At 25.8% G+C, this 18897-nt stretch carries 12 protein-coding genes, 4 tRNA genes and 1 pseudogene; 1 reads left to right on the top strand and 16 read right to left on the bottom strand.

Annotation, left to right across the window (positions count from 1 at the left end; translation table 11 throughout):
- Nucleotide 1: 1 nt before the first annotated feature.
- The 16 genes and pseudogenes from nusA to recA all read right to left on the bottom strand — a co-directional run bounded on the left by nusA (nucleotide 2) and on the right by recA (nucleotide 15278).
- Nucleotides 2-1504 (bottom strand): transcription termination factor NusA, encoded by a 1503-nt coding sequence (nusA, locus tag TGUWTKB_RS03210; RefSeq protein ID WP_041063452.1) that lies wholly within the window; start codon nucleotides 1502-1504, stop codon nucleotides 2-4.
- A gap of 146 nt (nucleotides 1505-1650) precedes the next feature.
- Complete coding sequence (locus TGUWTKB_RS03205; protein ID WP_052459581.1) at nucleotides 1651-1947, bottom strand: ribosome assembly cofactor RimP; 297 nt, start codon at nucleotides 1945-1947, stop codon at nucleotides 1651-1653.
- Nucleotides 1948-2135: 188 nt separating this feature from the next.
- A tRNA-Met gene (locus tag TGUWTKB_RS03200) sits at nucleotides 2136-2212 on the bottom strand.
- A 77-nt stretch (nucleotides 2213-2289) separates the two neighbouring features.
- Nucleotides 2290-2374, bottom strand: a tRNA-Leu gene (locus TGUWTKB_RS03195).
- A 43-nt stretch (nucleotides 2375-2417) separates the two neighbouring features.
- Nucleotides 2418-2726, bottom strand: coding sequence for a preprotein translocase subunit SecG (gene secG / locus TGUWTKB_RS03190; RefSeq protein WP_052459580.1), 309 nt, complete (start codon nucleotides 2724-2726; stop codon nucleotides 2418-2420).
- A 132-nt stretch (nucleotides 2727-2858) separates the two neighbouring features.
- Nucleotides 2859-4193 (bottom strand): phosphoglucosamine mutase, encoded by a 1335-nt coding sequence (glmM, locus tag TGUWTKB_RS03185; RefSeq protein WP_041063450.1) that lies wholly within the window; start codon nucleotides 4191-4193, stop codon nucleotides 2859-2861.
- A gap of 2 nt (nucleotides 4194-4195) precedes the next feature.
- Nucleotides 4196-5035 carry a dihydropteroate synthase gene (folP, locus tag TGUWTKB_RS03180; protein ID WP_041063448.1) on the bottom strand — a complete coding sequence of 280 codons (840 nt, stop codon included), beginning with the start codon at nucleotides 5033-5035 and terminating at the stop codon, nucleotides 4196-4198.
- Nucleotides 5036-5152: 117 nt separating this feature from the next.
- A pseudogene (ftsH, locus tag TGUWTKB_RS03175) lies at nucleotides 5153-6973 on the bottom strand (ATP-dependent zinc metalloprotease FtsH); the annotation flags it as partial.
- A 175-nt stretch (nucleotides 6974-7148) separates the two neighbouring features.
- Nucleotides 7149-7772 (bottom strand): RlmE family RNA methyltransferase, encoded by a 624-nt coding sequence (locus tag TGUWTKB_RS03170; protein ID WP_041063446.1) that lies wholly within the window; start codon nucleotides 7770-7772, stop codon nucleotides 7149-7151.
- Between the two features lie 199 nt (nucleotides 7773-7971).
- The gene (gene greA / locus TGUWTKB_RS03165) at nucleotides 7972-8448 is read right to left on the bottom strand and encodes a transcription elongation factor GreA (RefSeq protein ID WP_041063444.1); all 477 of its coding nucleotides are present in this window, start codon (nucleotides 8446-8448) and stop codon (nucleotides 7972-7974) included.
- 525 nt (nucleotides 8449-8973) lie between these two features.
- Nucleotides 8974-10566 (bottom strand): glutamate--cysteine ligase, encoded by a 1593-nt coding sequence (gene gshA, locus TGUWTKB_RS03160; RefSeq protein WP_041063441.1) that lies wholly within the window; start codon nucleotides 10564-10566, stop codon nucleotides 8974-8976.
- A 208-nt stretch (nucleotides 10567-10774) separates the two neighbouring features.
- A tRNA-Arg gene (locus TGUWTKB_RS03155) sits at nucleotides 10775-10851 on the bottom strand.
- Between the two features lie 12 nt (nucleotides 10852-10863).
- A tRNA-Ser gene (locus TGUWTKB_RS03150) sits at nucleotides 10864-10953 on the bottom strand.
- A 142-nt stretch (nucleotides 10954-11095) separates the two neighbouring features.
- Complete coding sequence (csrA, locus tag TGUWTKB_RS03145; RefSeq protein ID WP_041063439.1) at nucleotides 11096-11281, bottom strand: carbon storage regulator CsrA; 186 nt, start codon at nucleotides 11279-11281, stop codon at nucleotides 11096-11098.
- Nucleotides 11282-11469: 188 nt separating this feature from the next.
- Nucleotides 11470-14115 carry an alanine--tRNA ligase gene (gene alaS, locus TGUWTKB_RS03140; RefSeq protein WP_052459579.1) on the bottom strand — a complete coding sequence of 882 codons (2646 nt, stop codon included), beginning with the start codon at nucleotides 14113-14115 and terminating at the stop codon, nucleotides 11470-11472.
- A gap of 146 nt (nucleotides 14116-14261) precedes the next feature.
- Nucleotides 14262-15278: a recombinase RecA gene (gene recA, locus TGUWTKB_RS03135; protein ID WP_052459578.1), complete on the bottom strand. Its 1017-nt coding sequence runs from the start codon at nucleotides 15276-15278 to the stop codon at nucleotides 14262-14264.
- A 462-nt stretch (nucleotides 15279-15740) separates the two neighbouring features.
- On the opposite strand from recA, the gene ileS reads away from it, so the two are divergent.
- Nucleotides 15741-18881: an isoleucine--tRNA ligase gene (gene ileS / locus TGUWTKB_RS03125; RefSeq protein WP_041063437.1), complete on the top strand. Its 3141-nt coding sequence runs from the start codon at nucleotides 15741-15743 to the stop codon at nucleotides 18879-18881.
- The last annotated feature ends 16 nt before the right edge of the window (nucleotides 18882-18897 follow it).

The raw sequence follows: 18897 nt of genomic DNA, 5'->3' as shown, positions 1-18897 counted from the left end.
TTTATTGATTATTTTTTTTATTATTAAACCAACAAACATTTCGTGCTGCCATAATAATAGAACTAGCTTTTTTATCATCAATACTTTCAATATTTTTTTCAATTAAATCATCAACGCTTTGTTCAGCAAGATCTTCTAGTGTTAAAACATCTTTTTGTGCTAAACGATAAGCTAATATATAATCTATACCATCAAGATTTAATAAATCTTTATTAGGTTTTTTATAAATTAATTGTTCTTTTTGATGTAATGATAAACTAGTTAAAACTTCTTTTGATTTTTTCTGAAGTGTTTGTAAATTTTCTCTATTAATATCTGATATTTCTGATAATTCATTAATTGATAAATACGCAATATCTTCAAGAGTTAAAAAACCTAATTCTACTAAATGAGTAGCAAGTTTTTTAGAAATATTCAGATGTTTAATAAATGTATTAATAGCCGTGTAAGCTTCATCTTGATGCTTTATCTTTAATTCATCTACAGTCATAACATTTAGTTCCCATCCACTTAACTGAGAAGCAAGTCTTATGTTTTGACCGTTTCGACCAATTGCCTGTGCAAGATTTTCAGGTTCAACAGCAATATCCATTGAATGTTTCGATTCGTCAACTATTATAGAAACAACATCTACTGGTGTCATTGCATTAATAACAAATTGTGCTGGATTTTTATTCCATAGGATAATATCTATACGTTCACCACCAAGCTCACTAGAAACTGCTTGCACACGAGATCCTCTCATTCCTACACAAGCTCCTATTGGGTCAATTCTTTTATCATTTGTTTTAACTGCTATTTTTGCGCGTAAACCAGGATCTCTTGCAACTGCTTTTATTTCGATAATTTCTTCTCCTATTTCTGGTACTTCAATTCGAAATAACTCAATAAGCATTGCTGATTTAGATCGAGTAAGAAATAATTGAAAACCCCTTGTTTCTGGGCGAATTTCATATAAAACACCTCTAATTCTATCTCCTGGTCTAAAGTTTTCTTTTGGTAACATATCTTCTTTTAAGATAATGGCTTCAGCATTATTTCCAAGATCAAGAATCATGTTTTCTCTGTTTATCTTTTTTACTATTGTTGTAATTATATTACCTTTTTTTTTTCTAAATTGATCAATAACTACTGCTCGTTCTGCTTCTCTAACTTTTTGAACAATTACTTGTTTAGCAGTTTGTGTAGTGATACGATCAAATTTTACAGATTTAATTTGATCTTCAATATAATCACCAATTTTTAAAGTGTCACCTTCAAAATTAGCTGCTTCCAATGTAATTTCACGTGTTGGTTGTGAAACGTCTTTAACTACTTGCCAACGACGATATGTGTTATAATCTCCACTTTTTCGGTTGATAATAACACGTACATCTATTTCTTTATCATGTTTTTTTTTAGTTGCTGTTGCTAGAGCACTTTCTAATGCTTCAAATATTTTATCGCGTGGTAAAGCTTTTTCGTTTGAAACAGATTCTACAACAGCTAAAATTTCTTTGTTCATCTTGATAAACCTCAATCTGAACTATATTAAAAATCTTTAATGAAATATGCTTGTTAAAATTTTTGAGTAAAAAATTTTTTAATATTTAATATTAGTTAATTAATTTTTTATTACTATATAAGTATTTTCTTTAAAAGTTTTATTAGTTAAGGTTTTTTCCTAAAATTTTTATATTGTTTGTTAGATAAAGTAGTTTTTTTTAAACCTGGAGATGATATTTCTAAGTTATAAGATACATTAAAAATATCATTTATATCTAAAAGTTCACTTATTTTTTGACTAACATTTACACAATCATCAACCGTAACACCGGTTTCTTTATTAATGTAAATGCGTAAAATATTTATTGTCTTTTTTTTTATAAACTTTATATCAATGCATTCATATCTAAGTTTTTTAATTGATGTTTGAATTAATTTTTTAAGCTCTTCAGTTAAAGGCAAATTTTATACCTCTTCAAAAATATAACTAATTTAAACTATTTTTTATACTGTAATAACAAAAAACCTCGAATATTTCGAGGTTTATACTATAAATTAGTAGTGTTAACGTTTTATTTTTATCAATTTATTTAATTTAATTATTCTAAAAAGCAATAAAATATCAATTAATCTTATTATTATACTAAGTATGGTTGCGGGGGCCGGATTTGAACCGACGACCTTCGGGTTATGAGCCCGACGAGCTACCGAACTGCTCCACCCCGCGTTTGAATAACCTTTACACCTGATACATTACAACAAATTTTCTTTTATTGCAAGCTTTACTAATAATTTTAATTAAAATACCGAGGACGGGATTTGAACCCGCAAACTCAAATGAGTACTACCACCTCAAGGTAGCGTGTCTACCAGATTCCACCACCTCGGCAAAATTATTATCATTAATTTTGTATCAAATTAACAAATATACTTTATTCAGGAATTTCGTTATTGTTCTCTTTTTGTATATTTTTTTGTTTGATTGTTTTTTGTAAATTTTTTTGCGAATGATAACTATTGTTTAAATTTCCTAAAAGCAAACTGATTATAAAGAATAAGCTTGCTAAAATAGTGATAATTTTACTAAAAATATTATTTGTATTACCGTAACCAAACAATGCAGACGAATCATCCGAGTTTAATGAATTGGTTATATTTGTCCCTTTACTTTTTTGTAATATTATTAATCCTACAAGACTAATTGATATCATTGAAAAAACTATTAAAAGAGTCTTGTACATAATCTTTTACTTTTTGTTGAAAATAAATATTATATGCATTTTATATGTTTTAAAAAAAAAAGCAAAAAAATAAAATTACTTATATAAACTATATTATAGTTTTATTTTCAAAAATTTATCATCATTGCTTTATTAATTCAATTTTATAATCTTTTCAACATAATTTGCTAAAAAATTAACTTTTTTTTTATCTGGACTTTCAATCATTATTCTTAATAAAGGTTCTGTTCCAGATTTACGTAAAACTATTCTACCATTTCCTTGCAATTTATTTTTTATTTGATCAATTATTTTTTTTATTTTGTGAGAATTTATTAAATTTTTATTATTACTAATTTTAAAATTAATTAAAGCTTGGGGATATAATTTTATTTTATTAGATAAATCATAAAGACTCATTTTATTTCTTACCATTATAGTTAAAACTTGTAATCCTGCAATAATTCCATCACCAGTCGTTGTTTGATCAAGTAATATAATATGTCCAGAACTTTCAGCTCCTAAATTCCATTTTTTTTCTTTCATCTTTTCTAAAATATAACGATCTCCAACTTGTGTTCTTACAAATGGAACATTTAATTTTTTTAAAGATAGTTCTAATGCCATATTACTCATTTGCGTTCCAATAACTCCTCCAACAAGCATTTTTTGACGTAATTTTTCATATGTAATTATATAAATAATTTGATCACCATTCACTTTATTACCATAATGATCAATCATAATAACACGATCTCCATCTCCATCATAAGCTAATCCAACATCAGCTTTTTCTAAAATTACACGGTTTTTTAAAAAATTTAAATAATTAGTGCCACACATTTTGTTAATATTAATACCATTGGGACAAACTGAAATTGGAATTACTTCTGCACCTAATTCACGCAATACATGAGGTGCAATATGATAAGTAGCACCATTTGCACAATCTACTACAATTTTTAATTTATTAAGATTTAATTCATTAGGAAAAGTACTTTTACAAAATTTAATATATCGTTCAGCAGCATCAGAGATACGACTAGCGCGTCCTAATTTTATAGAACTAACACAAGTTAATGGTTTATTTATTTCTAATTCAATAGCTTTTTCAATTTTATCAGGTAGTTTTGTTCCATCTGCAGCAAAGAATTTTATTCCATTATCATCAAAATTATTATGAGAAGCAGAAATTACAATACCAGCTTCTGCACAAAAAATGCGAGTTAAATAAGCAATAGCAGGAGTTGGCATGGGCCCAGTAAGATTCGTAGATAAGCCAGCAGCAGATAAACCTGCTTCTAAAGCAGATTCTAACATATAACCAGATATTCTTGTATCTTTTCCAATAATTATTTTTTTTGATCCATTTCTAGAAAGTACTTTACCAGCAGCCCAACCTAATTTGAGAACAAAATCTGGAGTTATTGGTTTACTTCCTACTTTACCTCTAATACCATCTGTTCCAAAATATTTATGTTGATTCATAATTAATTATACTCATCCTTTTTATAATACTTTATCATTTCAACTATTTTAATTGCTTGACTGGTTTCTTTAACATCATGTACTCGAACAATTTGTACGTTTTGCATTGCAGCAATTACTATACAAGATAAATTACCAGATAAACATTGTATCGGTGTTTTTTTAAGTATTTGGCTAATCATTGTTTTTCTTGATATTCCTACTAATATAGGTAATTTAAAATGCTTTAAAAAAGTTAAATTAGCAAGTAATTGATAATTATCCACGTGGTTTTTTTGAAAACCGAAACCAGGATCAATTAATATATTTTGCATTTTAATACCTATGGATTTACATTTTGAAATTTTTTTTTGTAAAAAACAGTCAACTTCTCTTAATATGTCATATTTTTTAAAATTTTTTCTTATATTTTTTAATGGATTATGCGTTAAACAAATTGGTAAATTAATGTTATAAGCAGTGTTTAAAGCACCAGGTAATTGTAGAGCACGTACATCGTTAATCATATGAACTCCAACTTTTTTCACTTCTTTCATAACTTCTGGTTTAGAAGTGTCTACTGAGATCCATATATCAAATCTTTTTATTATAGCTTCTAAAATAGGCATGATACGTTCTAATTCTTCTTCAGCAGTGATGTTTTTTGCACCTGGACGACTTGATTCACCTCCTATATCTATTATTTTTGCACCATCCTTAATCATTTTTTTTGTGTGAGTTAATGCTTTAGATAAAGTATTGTATTTATTTCCATCTGAAAATGAATCTGGGGTTAAATTAAGTATACCCATAATTGCTATATGAGTAAGATCTAAAAAGGATTTTTGAGAATATATTTTCATAAATATGTATTAAAAATATAAAAACCCCGATGATATCCGGGGATTTTATTGTGTGAAAAAAAACTTAATAAAGTTTTATATTTAATTAAAAAAAATATAGAATTAACAATTTTTCTTAGAATCAATTGCCTCTTCAGGAGGACGCACTGAACGACGCTCCATAAGATCATCAACTTGTAAAGAATTAAGAGTTTCATATTGCATTAATGATTCTTTCATTTTATGTAAAATATCTATATTTTCATTTAAAATATTCTTTGATCTTTCATAGTTATTATCAATTATTTTTTTTACTTCCTGATCAATAATATAAGCTGTTTCATCGGAAATATGTTTAGATTTTGCAACAGAACGTCCAAGAAAAATTTCATCTTCTTCTTCGGCATAAAGTAATGGTCCTAGTTTTTCAGAAAAACCCCATTGTGTAACCATATTTCTTGCTAATGTTGTCGCTATTTTTATATCGTTAGATGCTCCTGTAGATACTTTTTCTGAACCATAAATGATTTCTTCTGCAATACGACCACCATATAATGTAGAAATTTGACTTTCTAATTTTTGACGACTCGTACTAATTTCATCTTCTTTAGGTAAAAAAAACGTAATGCCTAAAGCACGTCCTCGAGGAATAATGGTTACTTTATGAATGGGATCATGCTCAGGAACAATACGTCCAACTATTGCATGTCCTGCTTCATGATATGCTGTGGATTCTTTTTGATTCTCTGTCATAACCATCGATTTTCTTTCAGCACCCATCAATATTTTATCTTTTGCTTTTTCAAAAGCAATCATTGAAACTACACGTTTTTTATGACGTGCAGCAAATAAAGCTGCTTCATTTACTAAATTTGCAAGATCTGCACCGGAAAAACCAGGTGTGCTACGTGCTATAACAGACAGATTAATATCACTAGCTAAAGGAACACGACGTATATGTATTTTTAATATTTGTTCGCGACCACGTACATCAGGTAATGCAACTACAACTTGTCGATCAAATCGACCAGGCCGTAATAAAGCTGGATCAAGAACATCAGGACGATTAGTTGCTGCTATTACGATAATTCCTTCATTACCTTCAAAACCATCCATTTCAACTAACATTTGATTTAAAGTTTGTTCACGTTCATCATGACCACCACCTAATCCTGCGCCTCTTTGACGACCTACAGCATCAATTTCATCAATAAAAATAATACAAGGTGCTGTTTTTTTTGCTTTTTCAAACATATCTCGAACACGAGATGCTCCCACTCCTACAAACATCTCTACAAAATCTGAACCAGAAATTGTAAAGAATGGTACTTTTGCTTCACCAGATATAGCTTTTGCTAATAAAGTTTTACCTGTACCTGGTGGGCCAACCATAAGAACACCAGTTGGAATTTTTCCACCTAATTTCTGAAAACGACTTGGTTCACGTAGATATTCAACTAATTCACTTACTTCTTCTTTTGCTTCATCACAACCCGCTACATCAGAAAAAGTAATTTTAATATTATCTTCATTTAACATACGTGCTTTGCTTTTACCAAATGACATAGCTCCTTTACCATTACCTCCTTGTACTTGTCTCATAAAAAATATCCAAACACCAATTAACAAAAGCATTGGAAACCAAGAAATAAAAATAGATGTTAAAATACTTGGTTCTTCTGGAGGATCACTTACTATTTTAACTTCTTTTTTTATTAATTTATTGAATAAATATGAATTACCAGTGGGAATGTAAATGGTATATTTATTATTATTTTTTTTAAGTACATGAATTTCACGTCCATTAATATGTACCTCACGAACTTTATTTTGATTTACTTCCGATAAAAAAGTTGAGTAATCAATTATGCGATTTTTAGATTCGTTTGGTCCAAAACTCTGAAATATCGACATTAATATAACTGCGATGACTAACCAGAGAATTAGGTTTTTGGCCATGTCGCTCAAGGGAAATAACCTCATAATTGCAACTATGTTAATGGAAATCTAGTATACTGATATTTTTTTTAAATTCATTATCATGCAATAACGCTATTTTAAATATATTCACAGTATCTAGAAAATTACTATAACAATTTTGTTAAAAATATATTATTTATTATTTTAAATATGATTAATGACGTTCTTTTGCTAAAATATACACTTCACGAGATGTTAATTTAGAGGCTATAGGTTTAATAATTTTTATTTCTTTAAAAATAGAATGAAAATTTTTAAAACATTGATCAAAATCTTTTCCTAAAAATGTTTTTGTTAAAAGCGTCCCGTTATTTCGTAAAAAATTACAAGAAAAATTTAATACAGAATTTAATAGGTTTATTGATTTTGGAATATCTATTGCGGAAATACCACTTAAGTTAGGAGACATATCGGACATTATAATATGTGCTTTTTTATTATTTAGACATTTAGTAATTTTTTCAAGAAAAAATGAATCAAAAAAATCTCCTTGAAAAAATTTTACTTTCTGAATAGGTTTCATAGGCATAATATCACACGATATTATCATTCCTTTCTTTTGGATATATTTTTGAGCATATTGAGACCAACCTCCTGGAGAAGATCCTAAATCAATAATTATCATACCATTTTTAAATATTTTTTCTGATTTATTAATTTGTTCTAATTTAAACCAAGCACGTGAACGTAATTTTTTAGAATGTGCTTCTTGTACATATTGATCATTAAAATGTTTTTTGATCCAATGATAAGAACTAGAAGAACGTTTTTTTTTCATAAAAATTAATGCGTTATTCAATTTTTGTGTATTTTAATAAAGTATTGTATTATATATTTATGATTTTTCAAAAATTGTATCTTTATGCTCTATTTTTTTTAAAATATTTAATTTTTGATTAACTGAAAAAAATTGAAAAAATTTTAACACAAAATCGAGAAAAATGAAAAAACAAATTTTTTTAAAAGACATTAACTCACTATAAATATTCTACTTGTATAATTTGATATTCTACATTACCTTTAGGCGTTTCTATAACAGTAAAGTCATTTATTTTTTTTCCGATTAGCCCCCGGGCCATTGGAGAGTGAATAGAAATTAGCTTTTTTCTAAAATCTGCTTCATCGTCACCAACAATACAATATATTGATTGTTTAGATGTTTGAACATTCATAACAGTCACTGTTGAACCGAATATTATTCGTCCTTTATTAGGAATTTTTTTTATATCTATTACTTGTGCGCAAGATAATTTAGATTCAATTTCTTTAATTCTTCCTTCACAAAAACCTTGTTCTTCACGTGCAGCATGATATTCAGCATTTTCTTTGAGATCTCCGTGTTCACGTGCTTCAGCAATAGAAGCAATTATTTTAGGACGTTTGATTTTTTTAAGATTATTTAATTCTTTACGTAATTTTTTTAAACCTCTTAATGTCATTGGATTTTTTTTCATTTTAAATACACCTTATTTAATGATTTTTACATAAAAGTTATATTTTTATAAGTAATTTTAGTTTTATGAAAAAACTTATAAATAAATAATGAGATTTAAAATATTTACTGATTAGCAAATATTACGTTATATAAAACTATTTTTATATAAATTTTTTAAAATATTCTTATAAGAAGTTTCTTAAATTTTAAATTTTTATATTCTTGTTTAAAAAAAACTACTTAAAAAGTAATAAATTATAACTGATATTTTTTTATTAAAAATAATAAAATTATATAATACGATGTATATTTATTTAAAAATAAAAATATAAATAATATTTATTTAGTGTTTTTTTTTATTTTTAAATATATAAATAAAAACTATTATATTTTTATTAAAAATTAATTATATGTTTTTATACTGTTTAATTTATTTTCTTAAAAAAAGTACTTATTAAAAAAATTATAAAAGACTTACTTGTAATTTTTTCATAAATAAATTAATATTTTAACCTTTTTTTAGATCAACTTTTTTATAAATCATTTATATAAAATTATTATACCATTTTTTTAAATAAGTTTTAAAATCAGTATTATCATTTTCTTCTAATTCTTTTTGTAAAAAAATAGACTGTTTTGCTTCTTTTATAAAATCTTCTTTACTGTAAATTTCAAATTTTTCTTTTTTTAAAGAATTAAAATGTTTTTTTGCTAAATAAAGACCTGTATTTTGAAAACCATTTTTTTTTATAATCTTTAAAATGCGTCCTGAATATGTTAAATCTGGATCATTAAAAAAATGCATAAAACTTTGACAAGCTTTTTGATATTTATTACTTTTAGTATTATTATCTAAAATTTCTGCTAAAAACTGTAAATTTGTAAGAATATCTTTACCAAAATCATCAAGAAAATATTTTTTTATACTATTATTTTCTTCAAGAAAGTGTATTGTTTGTTTAGGTTTCCTTCCTTCTAGGATGATACGTTCCCAATTTTTTTTAATAAAAAAAAGTTCTTTTTTATTAATTTTAGGAGATTCTTTTAATAAACACCAAATTAAAAAAAGATCAAGAAACAAAACTTGATCAATATCAATCCCTATTGATGAAAAAGGATTAATATCTAACGATCTTATTTCAAGATATTCAACGTCTTGAATATTAAAAACATTTGGTGATTTTTCTTCATATGGGTATGTGATTTTTTTTGGTCTAATGGGTACATAAAGTTCATTAACAGTTTGTAGTATATTAGTATTTAATTGTAATAAATTATTTCTACTATCTTTTATACCTATTTTAATATATTTCTGAGATGGTGTTTTAATTGCTTGATATAATGTTTGGTTATATTCTTTTAAAGAATTATAAAGAAAACTAATATTATTTGTATTATTAGTATAACCTAAGTTACTTAATCTTAATGATGTAGCATAAGGCATCCACAATGTATTTTTACTTTTATGATTCTGATGAAATTTAAAAATATCTTGATTACCATTACGTTTATTTAGAAAACTACTAGATATAGCAGGTGATGAACCAAATAAATATACTATAATCCAACCAAAACGGTAATAATTACGAATTAAATCAAAATAACCTGATGATATAAATTTTTTCTTGTTTTTTTGTTTATTAAAAATAGCCCATTCATTCCAAAAATCTAAAGAAAGAGAAAAATTATAATGTAAACCAGCAATTGTTTGCATTAAAGGTCCATATCTATGTTTTAATCCTTTTCTATATAACGTCTTTATGCGTCCAACATTTGATTTCCCATAATTAGCTATTTTAATATGATTAATATCGTCAATAATACATGGTATACTTAATGGCCACATCAATTCTTGATCTAGTTCATGAATTACGTAACGATGAATATCACTTAAAATAGCAATCATTTTATCTGTATTATCACATACAGGAGTAATAAATTCTAATAAAGATTCAGCAAAATCAGTAGTAATCCATTTATTTTTTAATGGCGATCCTAATGTTTTTGGATGTATTTTATTTGATAAACGTCCATCAAAATTAACACGTAAAGTTTCTCTTTCAATGCCTTTTTTTATGTTAAAAATTTGAGAATTTTTTTTCATCCACGTCAAGATTTTTGAAAAGTTTTTTATCATGTTGAATTCCTAATAAAAAAATAATGTTATTAAATATCATACAATAAATACGTATCTATTTTTATCAGCATAAATATTTTTATGCAAATTATATTTTTATACTAGAACAATGAAATTTGATAAGAATCTTAAAAGGATAACTATATTATTAATAATAATTAACATAAAAAAAATATTGTTTAATCTTGATATATCTACCGCAATAAAATGGCGCATCCGAGAGGATTCGAACCTCCGACCGCTCGGTTCGTAGCCGAGTACTCTATCCAGCTGAGCTACGGATGCAAAAAAAATAAACGGTGAGAGAGGGATTCGAACCCTCGATGCGTGTATATGATGCATACTCCCTTAGCAGGGGAGCGCCTTAAGCCTCTCGGCCATCTCACCTTTTAAAAAAAAGTTAACAATGTTGATTATGATACTTTTATTCTTAATAAGTCAAATATTTTTCTTATATATTTAAAAAAATAAAAATAAGTAATAACTTTTTTTTATGTTATATCTTTTAGAAAGTATATTTGTTCTGATATTAACTGTTCGTTTTTTGATTTTTTTCAGCTTGAATTCTCTGATATATTTCTTCTCGATGTACCGAAACTTCTTTAGGAGCACTGACTCCAATTCTTACCTGATTTCCTTTAACACCTAAAACTGTTACAGTGATATCATCACCAATCATAAGGGTTTCGCCGACTCGGCGAGTTAGAATAAGCATTCTCTGCTCCTTGAAATATTAAAAAGAATCAAAGTTTAAGATCCTTAACACTATCCGTTATACTAATAAGACATTAAAAAAAATTATTAAAATTTTTTATATTCTATAAAAATTTAGATTATTTATAATATAATTTTATGACTATCTCTTTAAGAGATATCTAATTTATTAATAATTTTTTAAAAATATTATATATTGTTTATTATTTCAGTAATACGATATTTTATTTTTTTCCAAATATTTTGAAATTTTATCAAATCTTTAGTTATTCCCTGTGCAAAATCAGATTTTCCGCCTCCTTTTCCATTTGTTTCACTCGTTATTTGTTTTATAATATCATTTGATTTTATATGATTAGTTAAATCTTTAGTAATATATGAGATAAAAAGCACGTTTTTTTCAGAAACATTTGCTAATAGGATAATACCAGAAACTAATCTAGTTTTTAAAAAATTAATAATTATTTGAAATATATTTTTATCAATATTGTGCACTTGGCTAAATAAAAAATTTTTATTCTTAATATTTACAATTTTTTTTAATAAGTACTCGCTATTTTTGATAGCTTCTTTTTTATTGTTTTGATACACTTTTTCTTCTAAACTTTTTGTATATTGCAATAAATCTGATACTTTTTTTTCAAGATCTCTATCATTTGTTTGCAACACTTTTTTTATTTCTATTATTTTTTTAAAATTAGAATGAATACTGAATAATGCTTGTTTACCAGTAACTGCTTCAATACGACACACGTTTGAAGATATCTTAGATGTAGATAAAATTAAAAATGTACCAATATCTCCAGTACGTTTTGCATGTGTTCCACCACAAAGTTCTATTGAGATATCACGAATATTAACGACCCGTACAGTATTATTATATTTTTCTTCAAATAGTGCAATTGCTCCAAGATTTTTTGCTTTATTAATATCCATAAAAGAAGTTTCTATTTTAATATTATTACGAATATAGTCGTTAACTATATCTTCAATAATAAACAATTCTTTATGTTTAATCTGGTTATGATAAGAAAAATCAAACCGAAAACATTTATCCTTAACTACAGAACCTTTTTGTACTATACTTTTTCCAAAAAAATTACGTAAAGCTGAATGTAATAAATGCGTTGCTGAATGATTAATAGAAACAGATAATCTATGATCTTTATTAACTGTTGCACATAACTGATCTCCAACTCGTATAGTACCCTTTTTAAGGTTTCCTAAATGCATTATAGTGTTTAAATGTTTTTTTGTATCTTCAACATAAAACTCAAAATTATCATTTATTAATATCCCTACATCACCAATTTGTCCACCAGATTCGAAATAGAACGGTGTACTATTTAATATTATTATACCACTTTGTCCTGCTTTTAATTCATTAACTTTTTTATTTAAAAAATAAATCGATTTCACCTCTGTTTTATGCATGTCTAACTTTTTATGTTCAAAAAAACTAAACTCAATTTCGTTATCAGTATTTTTTTTTTCAGCATTTAAAATAAAAAAACTGCTTTTTCTAGCTATCTTTTTTTGTTTTTCTATTAAATTATGACATGTTTTCATATCAACAATTAAATTGCGTTCATGACAAATTTCTGTTGTTAAATCAATAGGAAAACCAAAAGTATCATATAAACGAAAAACAGTTGCTCCATCTAATACATTAGACTTCAAATTTTTAATTTCATTTTCTAGAAGAAATAGTCCACGTTTTAAAGTTTTTAAAAATTGTTTTTCTTCGATTTTCAAAACTTCTTCTATTTTATTCTGATAATTTTTTAAATTAATTTTTATAAAAGACATTAATCCAATTACAGGTTGCACTAATTTCCAGAGAAAAGTATTTTTAATACCTAATAAATTTCCATGTCTTACTGCTCGTCTAATTAAACGACGAAGAACATAACCACGTTTCTCATTGGATGGTAGTGTACCGTCTGCAATAAGAAAAACACAAGCACGAATATGATCTGCAATAACATGCAATGATTTATTGTTAGTAATATCTTTTGTTTCTGTGATTTCAGCGATGTATAATATTAAATTTTTAAATAAATCTATTTCGTAATTAGAATGAACTTTCTGTAATACTGCCGATATCCTTTCTAGTCCCATTCCTGTATCTATTAAAGGATATGGTAAAGGAATCATAGTACCATTTTTTTCACGATTAAATTGAATAAATACAATATTCCATATTTCAACGTATCTTGCACCTGATGTTTCTTTAGTTCCTGGTATTGATCCGAATAAATGATCGCCATGATCATAAAATATTTCTGTACATGGACCACATGGACCTGTTTCACTCATTTGCCAAAAATTATCAGAAACGTATTTGTTGTTATTTTTGTCTCCAATAAAAATAATGCGTTCTTTTGGAATGCCAATATCTTTTAACCATATATTATAAGTTTCATTATCATTTTGATATACTGTAATCCAAAATTTATTAGGAGATAAATTAAAAAAATCTTTATGGGTTAATAATTCCCAAGCTAACTGAATAGCTTCTTTTTTAAAGTAATCACCAAAACTAAAATTTCCTAACATTTCAAAAAAAGTATGATGACGAGTCGTATAGCCAACATTTTCTAAATCATTATGTTTTCCTCCTACACGAATACAACGCTGAGCAGTAGCTATACGTGGATATAAGCTTTTGTTATATCCAAGAAAAATATTTTTAAATTGATTCATACCAGCATTAGTAAACAATAATGATGAATCATTTTTTGGGATAAGTGAACTACTTTCAAGAATGGTGTGTCCGTTTTTTTGAAAGAAATTAAGAAATTTTTTACGAATTTGCTCTATGCTGTTGTTCATATTTCTCCTATAAAGATTATTTTTAAAAAATCTTATATTATCGCAAAATTTTAGTTAATTTTCTTAGAAAAAATATAAAATACGTATAGGTTAAAATGAAACTGATATTAATTTTTTATACATTGTTAGTATTTTTATAAAAATTTTTAAGTTTTTAAATTGTCATGAATAATATTTATTAATTTATCACGTAATATTTGCTCAATTTTTTTGGTAATAATTAAATTTTTTTTTAAAAAATCAATTGCATTATTTTTACCCTGCCCGATTTTTTTTTCTTCGTAACTATACCAGACTCCGGATTTTTCAATTAAATTGTTTTTTACTCCAAGATCAAGAATTTCTCCAAATTTGTTAATTCCTTTACCATACATAATTTGAAATTCTGCTTGTTTAAATGGAACTGCTACTTTATTTTTTACTACTTTTACACGAGTTTCACTTCCAATTACACTATCACCATCTTTTATAGCACCGATACGACGAATATCTAATCTAACAGATGAATAAAATTTTAATGCACTACCTCCAGTAGTAGTTTCTGGATTACCAAACATCACTCCAATTTTCATACGAATTTGATTAATAAAAATTAATAATGTATTGAATTGTTTTAAATTTCCTGCAAGCTTACGCATTGCTTGACTCATCATTCTTGCTGTTAAACCTATATGTAAATCTCCAATTTCACCTTCTATTTCTGCTTTTGGGGTTAAAGCAGCAACAGAATCGACTACAATTAGATCTACAGAACCAGATTTTGTTAATGCATCACAGATTTCTAAAGCTTGTTCACCTGTATCTGGTTGAGAACATAGTAATTCATTAATATTTACCCCTAATTTTTTTGCATAAATTGGATCTAAAGCATGTTCTGCATCAATAAAAGCACAAATTTTTTCTTTTTTTTGTGCTTCAGCAATAACTTGTAACGTTAATGTGGTTTTTCCTGAAGATTCAGGTCCATAAATTTCAACTATACGGCCCATGGGAAGACCGCCTGTTCCTAAAGCAACATCTAAAGATAACGAACCTGTTGGAATAGTTTCTATATCCATAGATCTATCTTCTCCTAAACGCATAATTGAACCTTTTCCAAATTGTTTTTCGATTTGGCTTAATGTAATTGCCAATGATTTTTCTTTGTTCTCCTCAATTGACATGTTTTTTCCTTGTCATGGTGATGTTTTTTACATTCATAATTTAAGTATTATAATGAGTATAAAAAAAACGTAAAAAATCTCTATGCATAATAAATAAAAATTTTTTAAGTAAGATTACCTATTTTAGTAGTGTAAAAAAAATTAGTAAAAACTTTATATGCTATAAAATATTTAATAATTTTTATTATATCAATTTTTATTAATATCTCTAAAAAAGATGTTATGATGACAAAATTTAATATACTTTCTATATTATTTTTTATATAAAAAAAATAAATCATTTTATATGAAAAATCTGTTCGAATTTTTTTTTTTACTTGTAAAAAAAAAAAACTCAATATATGATCGCTTTTAATTATAGCATTAAAGACATTTATTTTATATTAAAATTTTTTTAGCATAATATATGAGATATTTTTTTATATAAAAAAATTCTTTTTATAGAAGATTGAGATAACTTTTGTGAAAAATAGTGTAAAAAAAGATCACGATAAATTTTTATTTAGTGAAATTGAAAAAAAAATTTTAAAATTTTGGGAAAATGATAAAATTTTTGAAAAATCTTTAAAAAAGAACCAAACGAAAAAAGTTTATTCTTTTTATGATGGTCCTCCTTTTGCAACGGGTTTACCTCATTATGGTCATTTAGTTGCTTCAATTATTAAAGATATAATACCTAGATATTTTACGATGAAAGGTTATTACGTTTCACGACGTTGGGGTTGGGATTGTCATGGTTTACCTATAGAACATGAAATTGATAAATCTCTTGGTATGTCTGCTAACGAAGTAGTTAAAAAAATTGGAATAACTGCATATAATAACAAATGTCGTAATATTGTACAAAAATATACAAAAAATTGGAAAAAAACTATTACTAGAATTGGTAGATGGGTTGATTTTGAGAACGATTATCGTACCATGGAACCATGGTATATGGAATCTGTTTGGTGGGTTTTCAAATCCTTATGGAATAAAAAATTAATTTATCAGGGAAAAAAAGTCGTTCCTTTTTCTACTGCTCTTTCTACTGTTTTATCTAATTTTGAAGCAAGTTCTAATTATAAAAATGTAGAAGATAACTCAATTTTTGTTTTATTTAAAATCATTAACGAAGATACATATTTTAGTGTGTGGACTACTACTCCTTGGACATTATTTTCTAATGTTGCATTATGTGTTAACAAGAGTATTTGCTATGTAAAAATTAAAGATAACAAAAACAATATTTGTTTTTGGATAGCATTAAATTGTATTAAAAATATTTTATCGCATAATGATTATAAAATTATTGATCAATGTTTTGGCAAAGATTTGGTAGGAAAAACTTATGAACCAATTTTTAATTACTTTTCTTCGTTAAAAAAAGAAGGTGGTTTTGTTGTAGTTGGAGATAATTTTGTTTCTATAAAAAATGGAACTGGTATTGTACATTTAGCACCAGCGTTTGGAGAAGATGATTATCGAGTAATTTTTTCAAAAAAATTAATAAAAAATATTCCTTGTCCAATTGATGATTATGGTTGTTTTACAAAAGAAATTATTGATTTTTATGGTTTATATGTTAAAGACTCTGAAAAAAAAATTATTAATATTTTAAAAGAAAAAAAATTACTATATAAACATGAAAAAATTGTTCATAGTTATCCATTTTGTCCTCGTTCTGATACACCGATAATTTATCGTATAATTCCTTCTTGGTATATTAAAGTACAATCTATACGCGAAAATTTAATAAAGAATAATAAAACAGTTAATTGGGTTCCTAAACATTTGCGTGATGGACGTATGGGAAAATGGTTAGAAAACGCTAAAGATTGGGCTATATCACGTAATCGTTATTGGGGTACCCCTCTCCCAATATGGATAAATAATTTAAATAAAAAAATTATTTGTATAGGATCACGAGCAGAATTAAAAAAATATAGCGGTATTTTATTAGATGATCTGCATCGGGAATATACAGATAAAGTAACATTTAAAATACCGAATGAAAAAGGTATATATTATCGTATTTCTGAAGTTTTTGATTGTTGGTTCGAATCTGGATCTATGCCATATGCACAAAGTCATTATCCATTTTCAGAAAAAAAAACGTTTTTTAAACATTTTCCAGCAAATTTTATTGCTGAAGGTTTAGATCAAACAAGAGGATGGTTTTATACATTACAAGTTATTAGTCATTGTTTATTTCAAAAATCAGCATTTAAAAACGTTATTGTTAACGGCATTGTTAATGCTGAAGATGGTAAAAAAATGTCTAAAAGATTAAAAAATTATGCTGATCCAGAACTAGTAATTGAAAAATATGGAGCTGATGCTCTTAGATTGTATTTGATTAGCTCTAATTTGGTACGTGCTGAAGAACAAAAATTTTCCGAAACAGGAGTTCGTGAATTAGTTCGTAGAATGTTATTACCTTGGATGAATGCTTTTAAATTTTTTCTTGTTTATGCAAAAATTGATAAATGGACAATGAAAAAAAAGACTACATTTATAACAAATAATATATTTGATCAATGGATTATATCTCGATTACAAACGTTAAAAATTAATATTAATCGTTCAATGAAAAAATATTTTTTATATAACGTTATTTCACATCTCTTAAAATATATTGAAGAATTAACTAATTGGTATATTAGACTTAATCGTCAACGTTTTTGGATTTCTGGTTACCACGAAGATAAAGATTATGCTTATAAAACTTTGTTTTATTGTTTAAGTGAATTTAATAAAATAATAGCTCCATTCACACCATTTTTTGCTGATTATTGTTACATAGAAATGCGCAAATTTTTTTATAATAAAATTAATACTGTTCAATCTGTCCATTTATGTTTTTATCCAAAATGTTTAAAAAAATTAATTATGCCTGACTTAGAAAAATCTGTAGAATTTTTTAAAAATATTATATTTTTAGGTCGACAACAAAGAAATGAAGTTAATATAAAAAATAAAATACCTTTAAAAAAACTTATAATTTTACATAAAGATAAAAAAGTATTAAATAATATTAAATTATTAGAGCAGTATATAAAATCTGAATTGAATGTTAAAGAAATAGAATATCACTTTAATGAAGAAGAACATGTAGAACTTTATGCACAACCTAATTTTTATCGTTTAGGAAAAATTTTAGGAAAAAATCTTAAAAAATATCAAAAATATATTCAGAAACTCAATCAATTACAATTACATGAATTTCAAAATTCTGGAGAAATTCATCTATATGGAAAAAAATTTAAAAAAAATGATATCTCTATATTTAGACGTTCTAAAAAAAATAGCAAATTTTTATCTAATTCTAAAATTTCTATTTATTTAGATTGCGATTTGACAGAAGAATTAATAGGAGAAGGCTTAGTACGTGAAGTTATCAGCAATATTCAAAAAACAAGAAAAAAAATGAATTTATCAATAGAAAAGAGAATTAATGTTTTTTATTCTGCTTCAGAAAAATTAAAAAAATGGTTAATGAATCATCAAGATTTTTTAAAACAAGAAACATTAACGCAAGAATTGATTTCTTCTAATGAAGAAGAAAATATGACTAAACATCATATTGGCAATGAATGGATTAAATTTAAAATAAAACATTAGATTAAATATCATTTAT

The organism is Candidatus Tachikawaea gelatinosa (assembly GCF_000828815.1).
Lineage (GTDB): Bacteria > Pseudomonadota > Gammaproteobacteria > Enterobacterales > Enterobacteriaceae > Tachikawaea > Tachikawaea gelatinosa.
Note: the sequence above shows the minus strand (reverse complement) of the source record. Positions and strands in the feature narration are given on the sequence as shown.

Coding starts and splice junctions, on each gene's coding strand:
- TGUWTKB_RS03170 (WP_041063446.1), bottom strand. CDS start 7,772: ATGAAAAAAAAACGTTCTTCTAGTTCTTATCATTGGATCAAAAAACAT.
- secG (WP_052459580.1), bottom strand. CDS start 2,726: ATGTACAAGACTCTTTTAATAGTTTTTTCAATGATATCAATTAGTCTT.
- glmM (WP_041063450.1), bottom strand. CDS start 4,193: ATGAATCAACATAAATATTTTGGAACAGATGGTATTAGAGGTAAAGTA.
- recA (WP_052459578.1), bottom strand. CDS start 15,278: ATGTCAATTGAGGAGAACAAAGAAAAATCATTGGCAATTACATTAAGC.
- nusA (WP_041063452.1), bottom strand. CDS start 1,504: ATGAACAAAGAAATTTTAGCTGTTGTAGAATCTGTTTCAAACGAAAAA.
- greA (WP_041063444.1), bottom strand. CDS start 8,448: ATGAAAAAAAATCCAATGACATTAAGAGGTTTAAAAAAATTACGTAAA.
- csrA (WP_041063439.1), bottom strand. CDS start 11,281: ATGCTTATTCTAACTCGCCGAGTCGGCGAAACCCTTATGATTGGTGAT.
- folP (WP_041063448.1), bottom strand. CDS start 5,035: ATGAAAATATATTCTCAAAAATCCTTTTTAGATCTTACTCATATAGCA.
- alaS (WP_052459579.1), bottom strand. CDS start 14,115: ATGAACAACAGCATAGAGCAAATTCGTAAAAAATTTCTTAATTTCTTT.
- gshA (WP_041063441.1), bottom strand. CDS start 10,566: ATGATAAAAAACTTTTCAAAAATCTTGACGTGGATGAAAAAAAATTCT.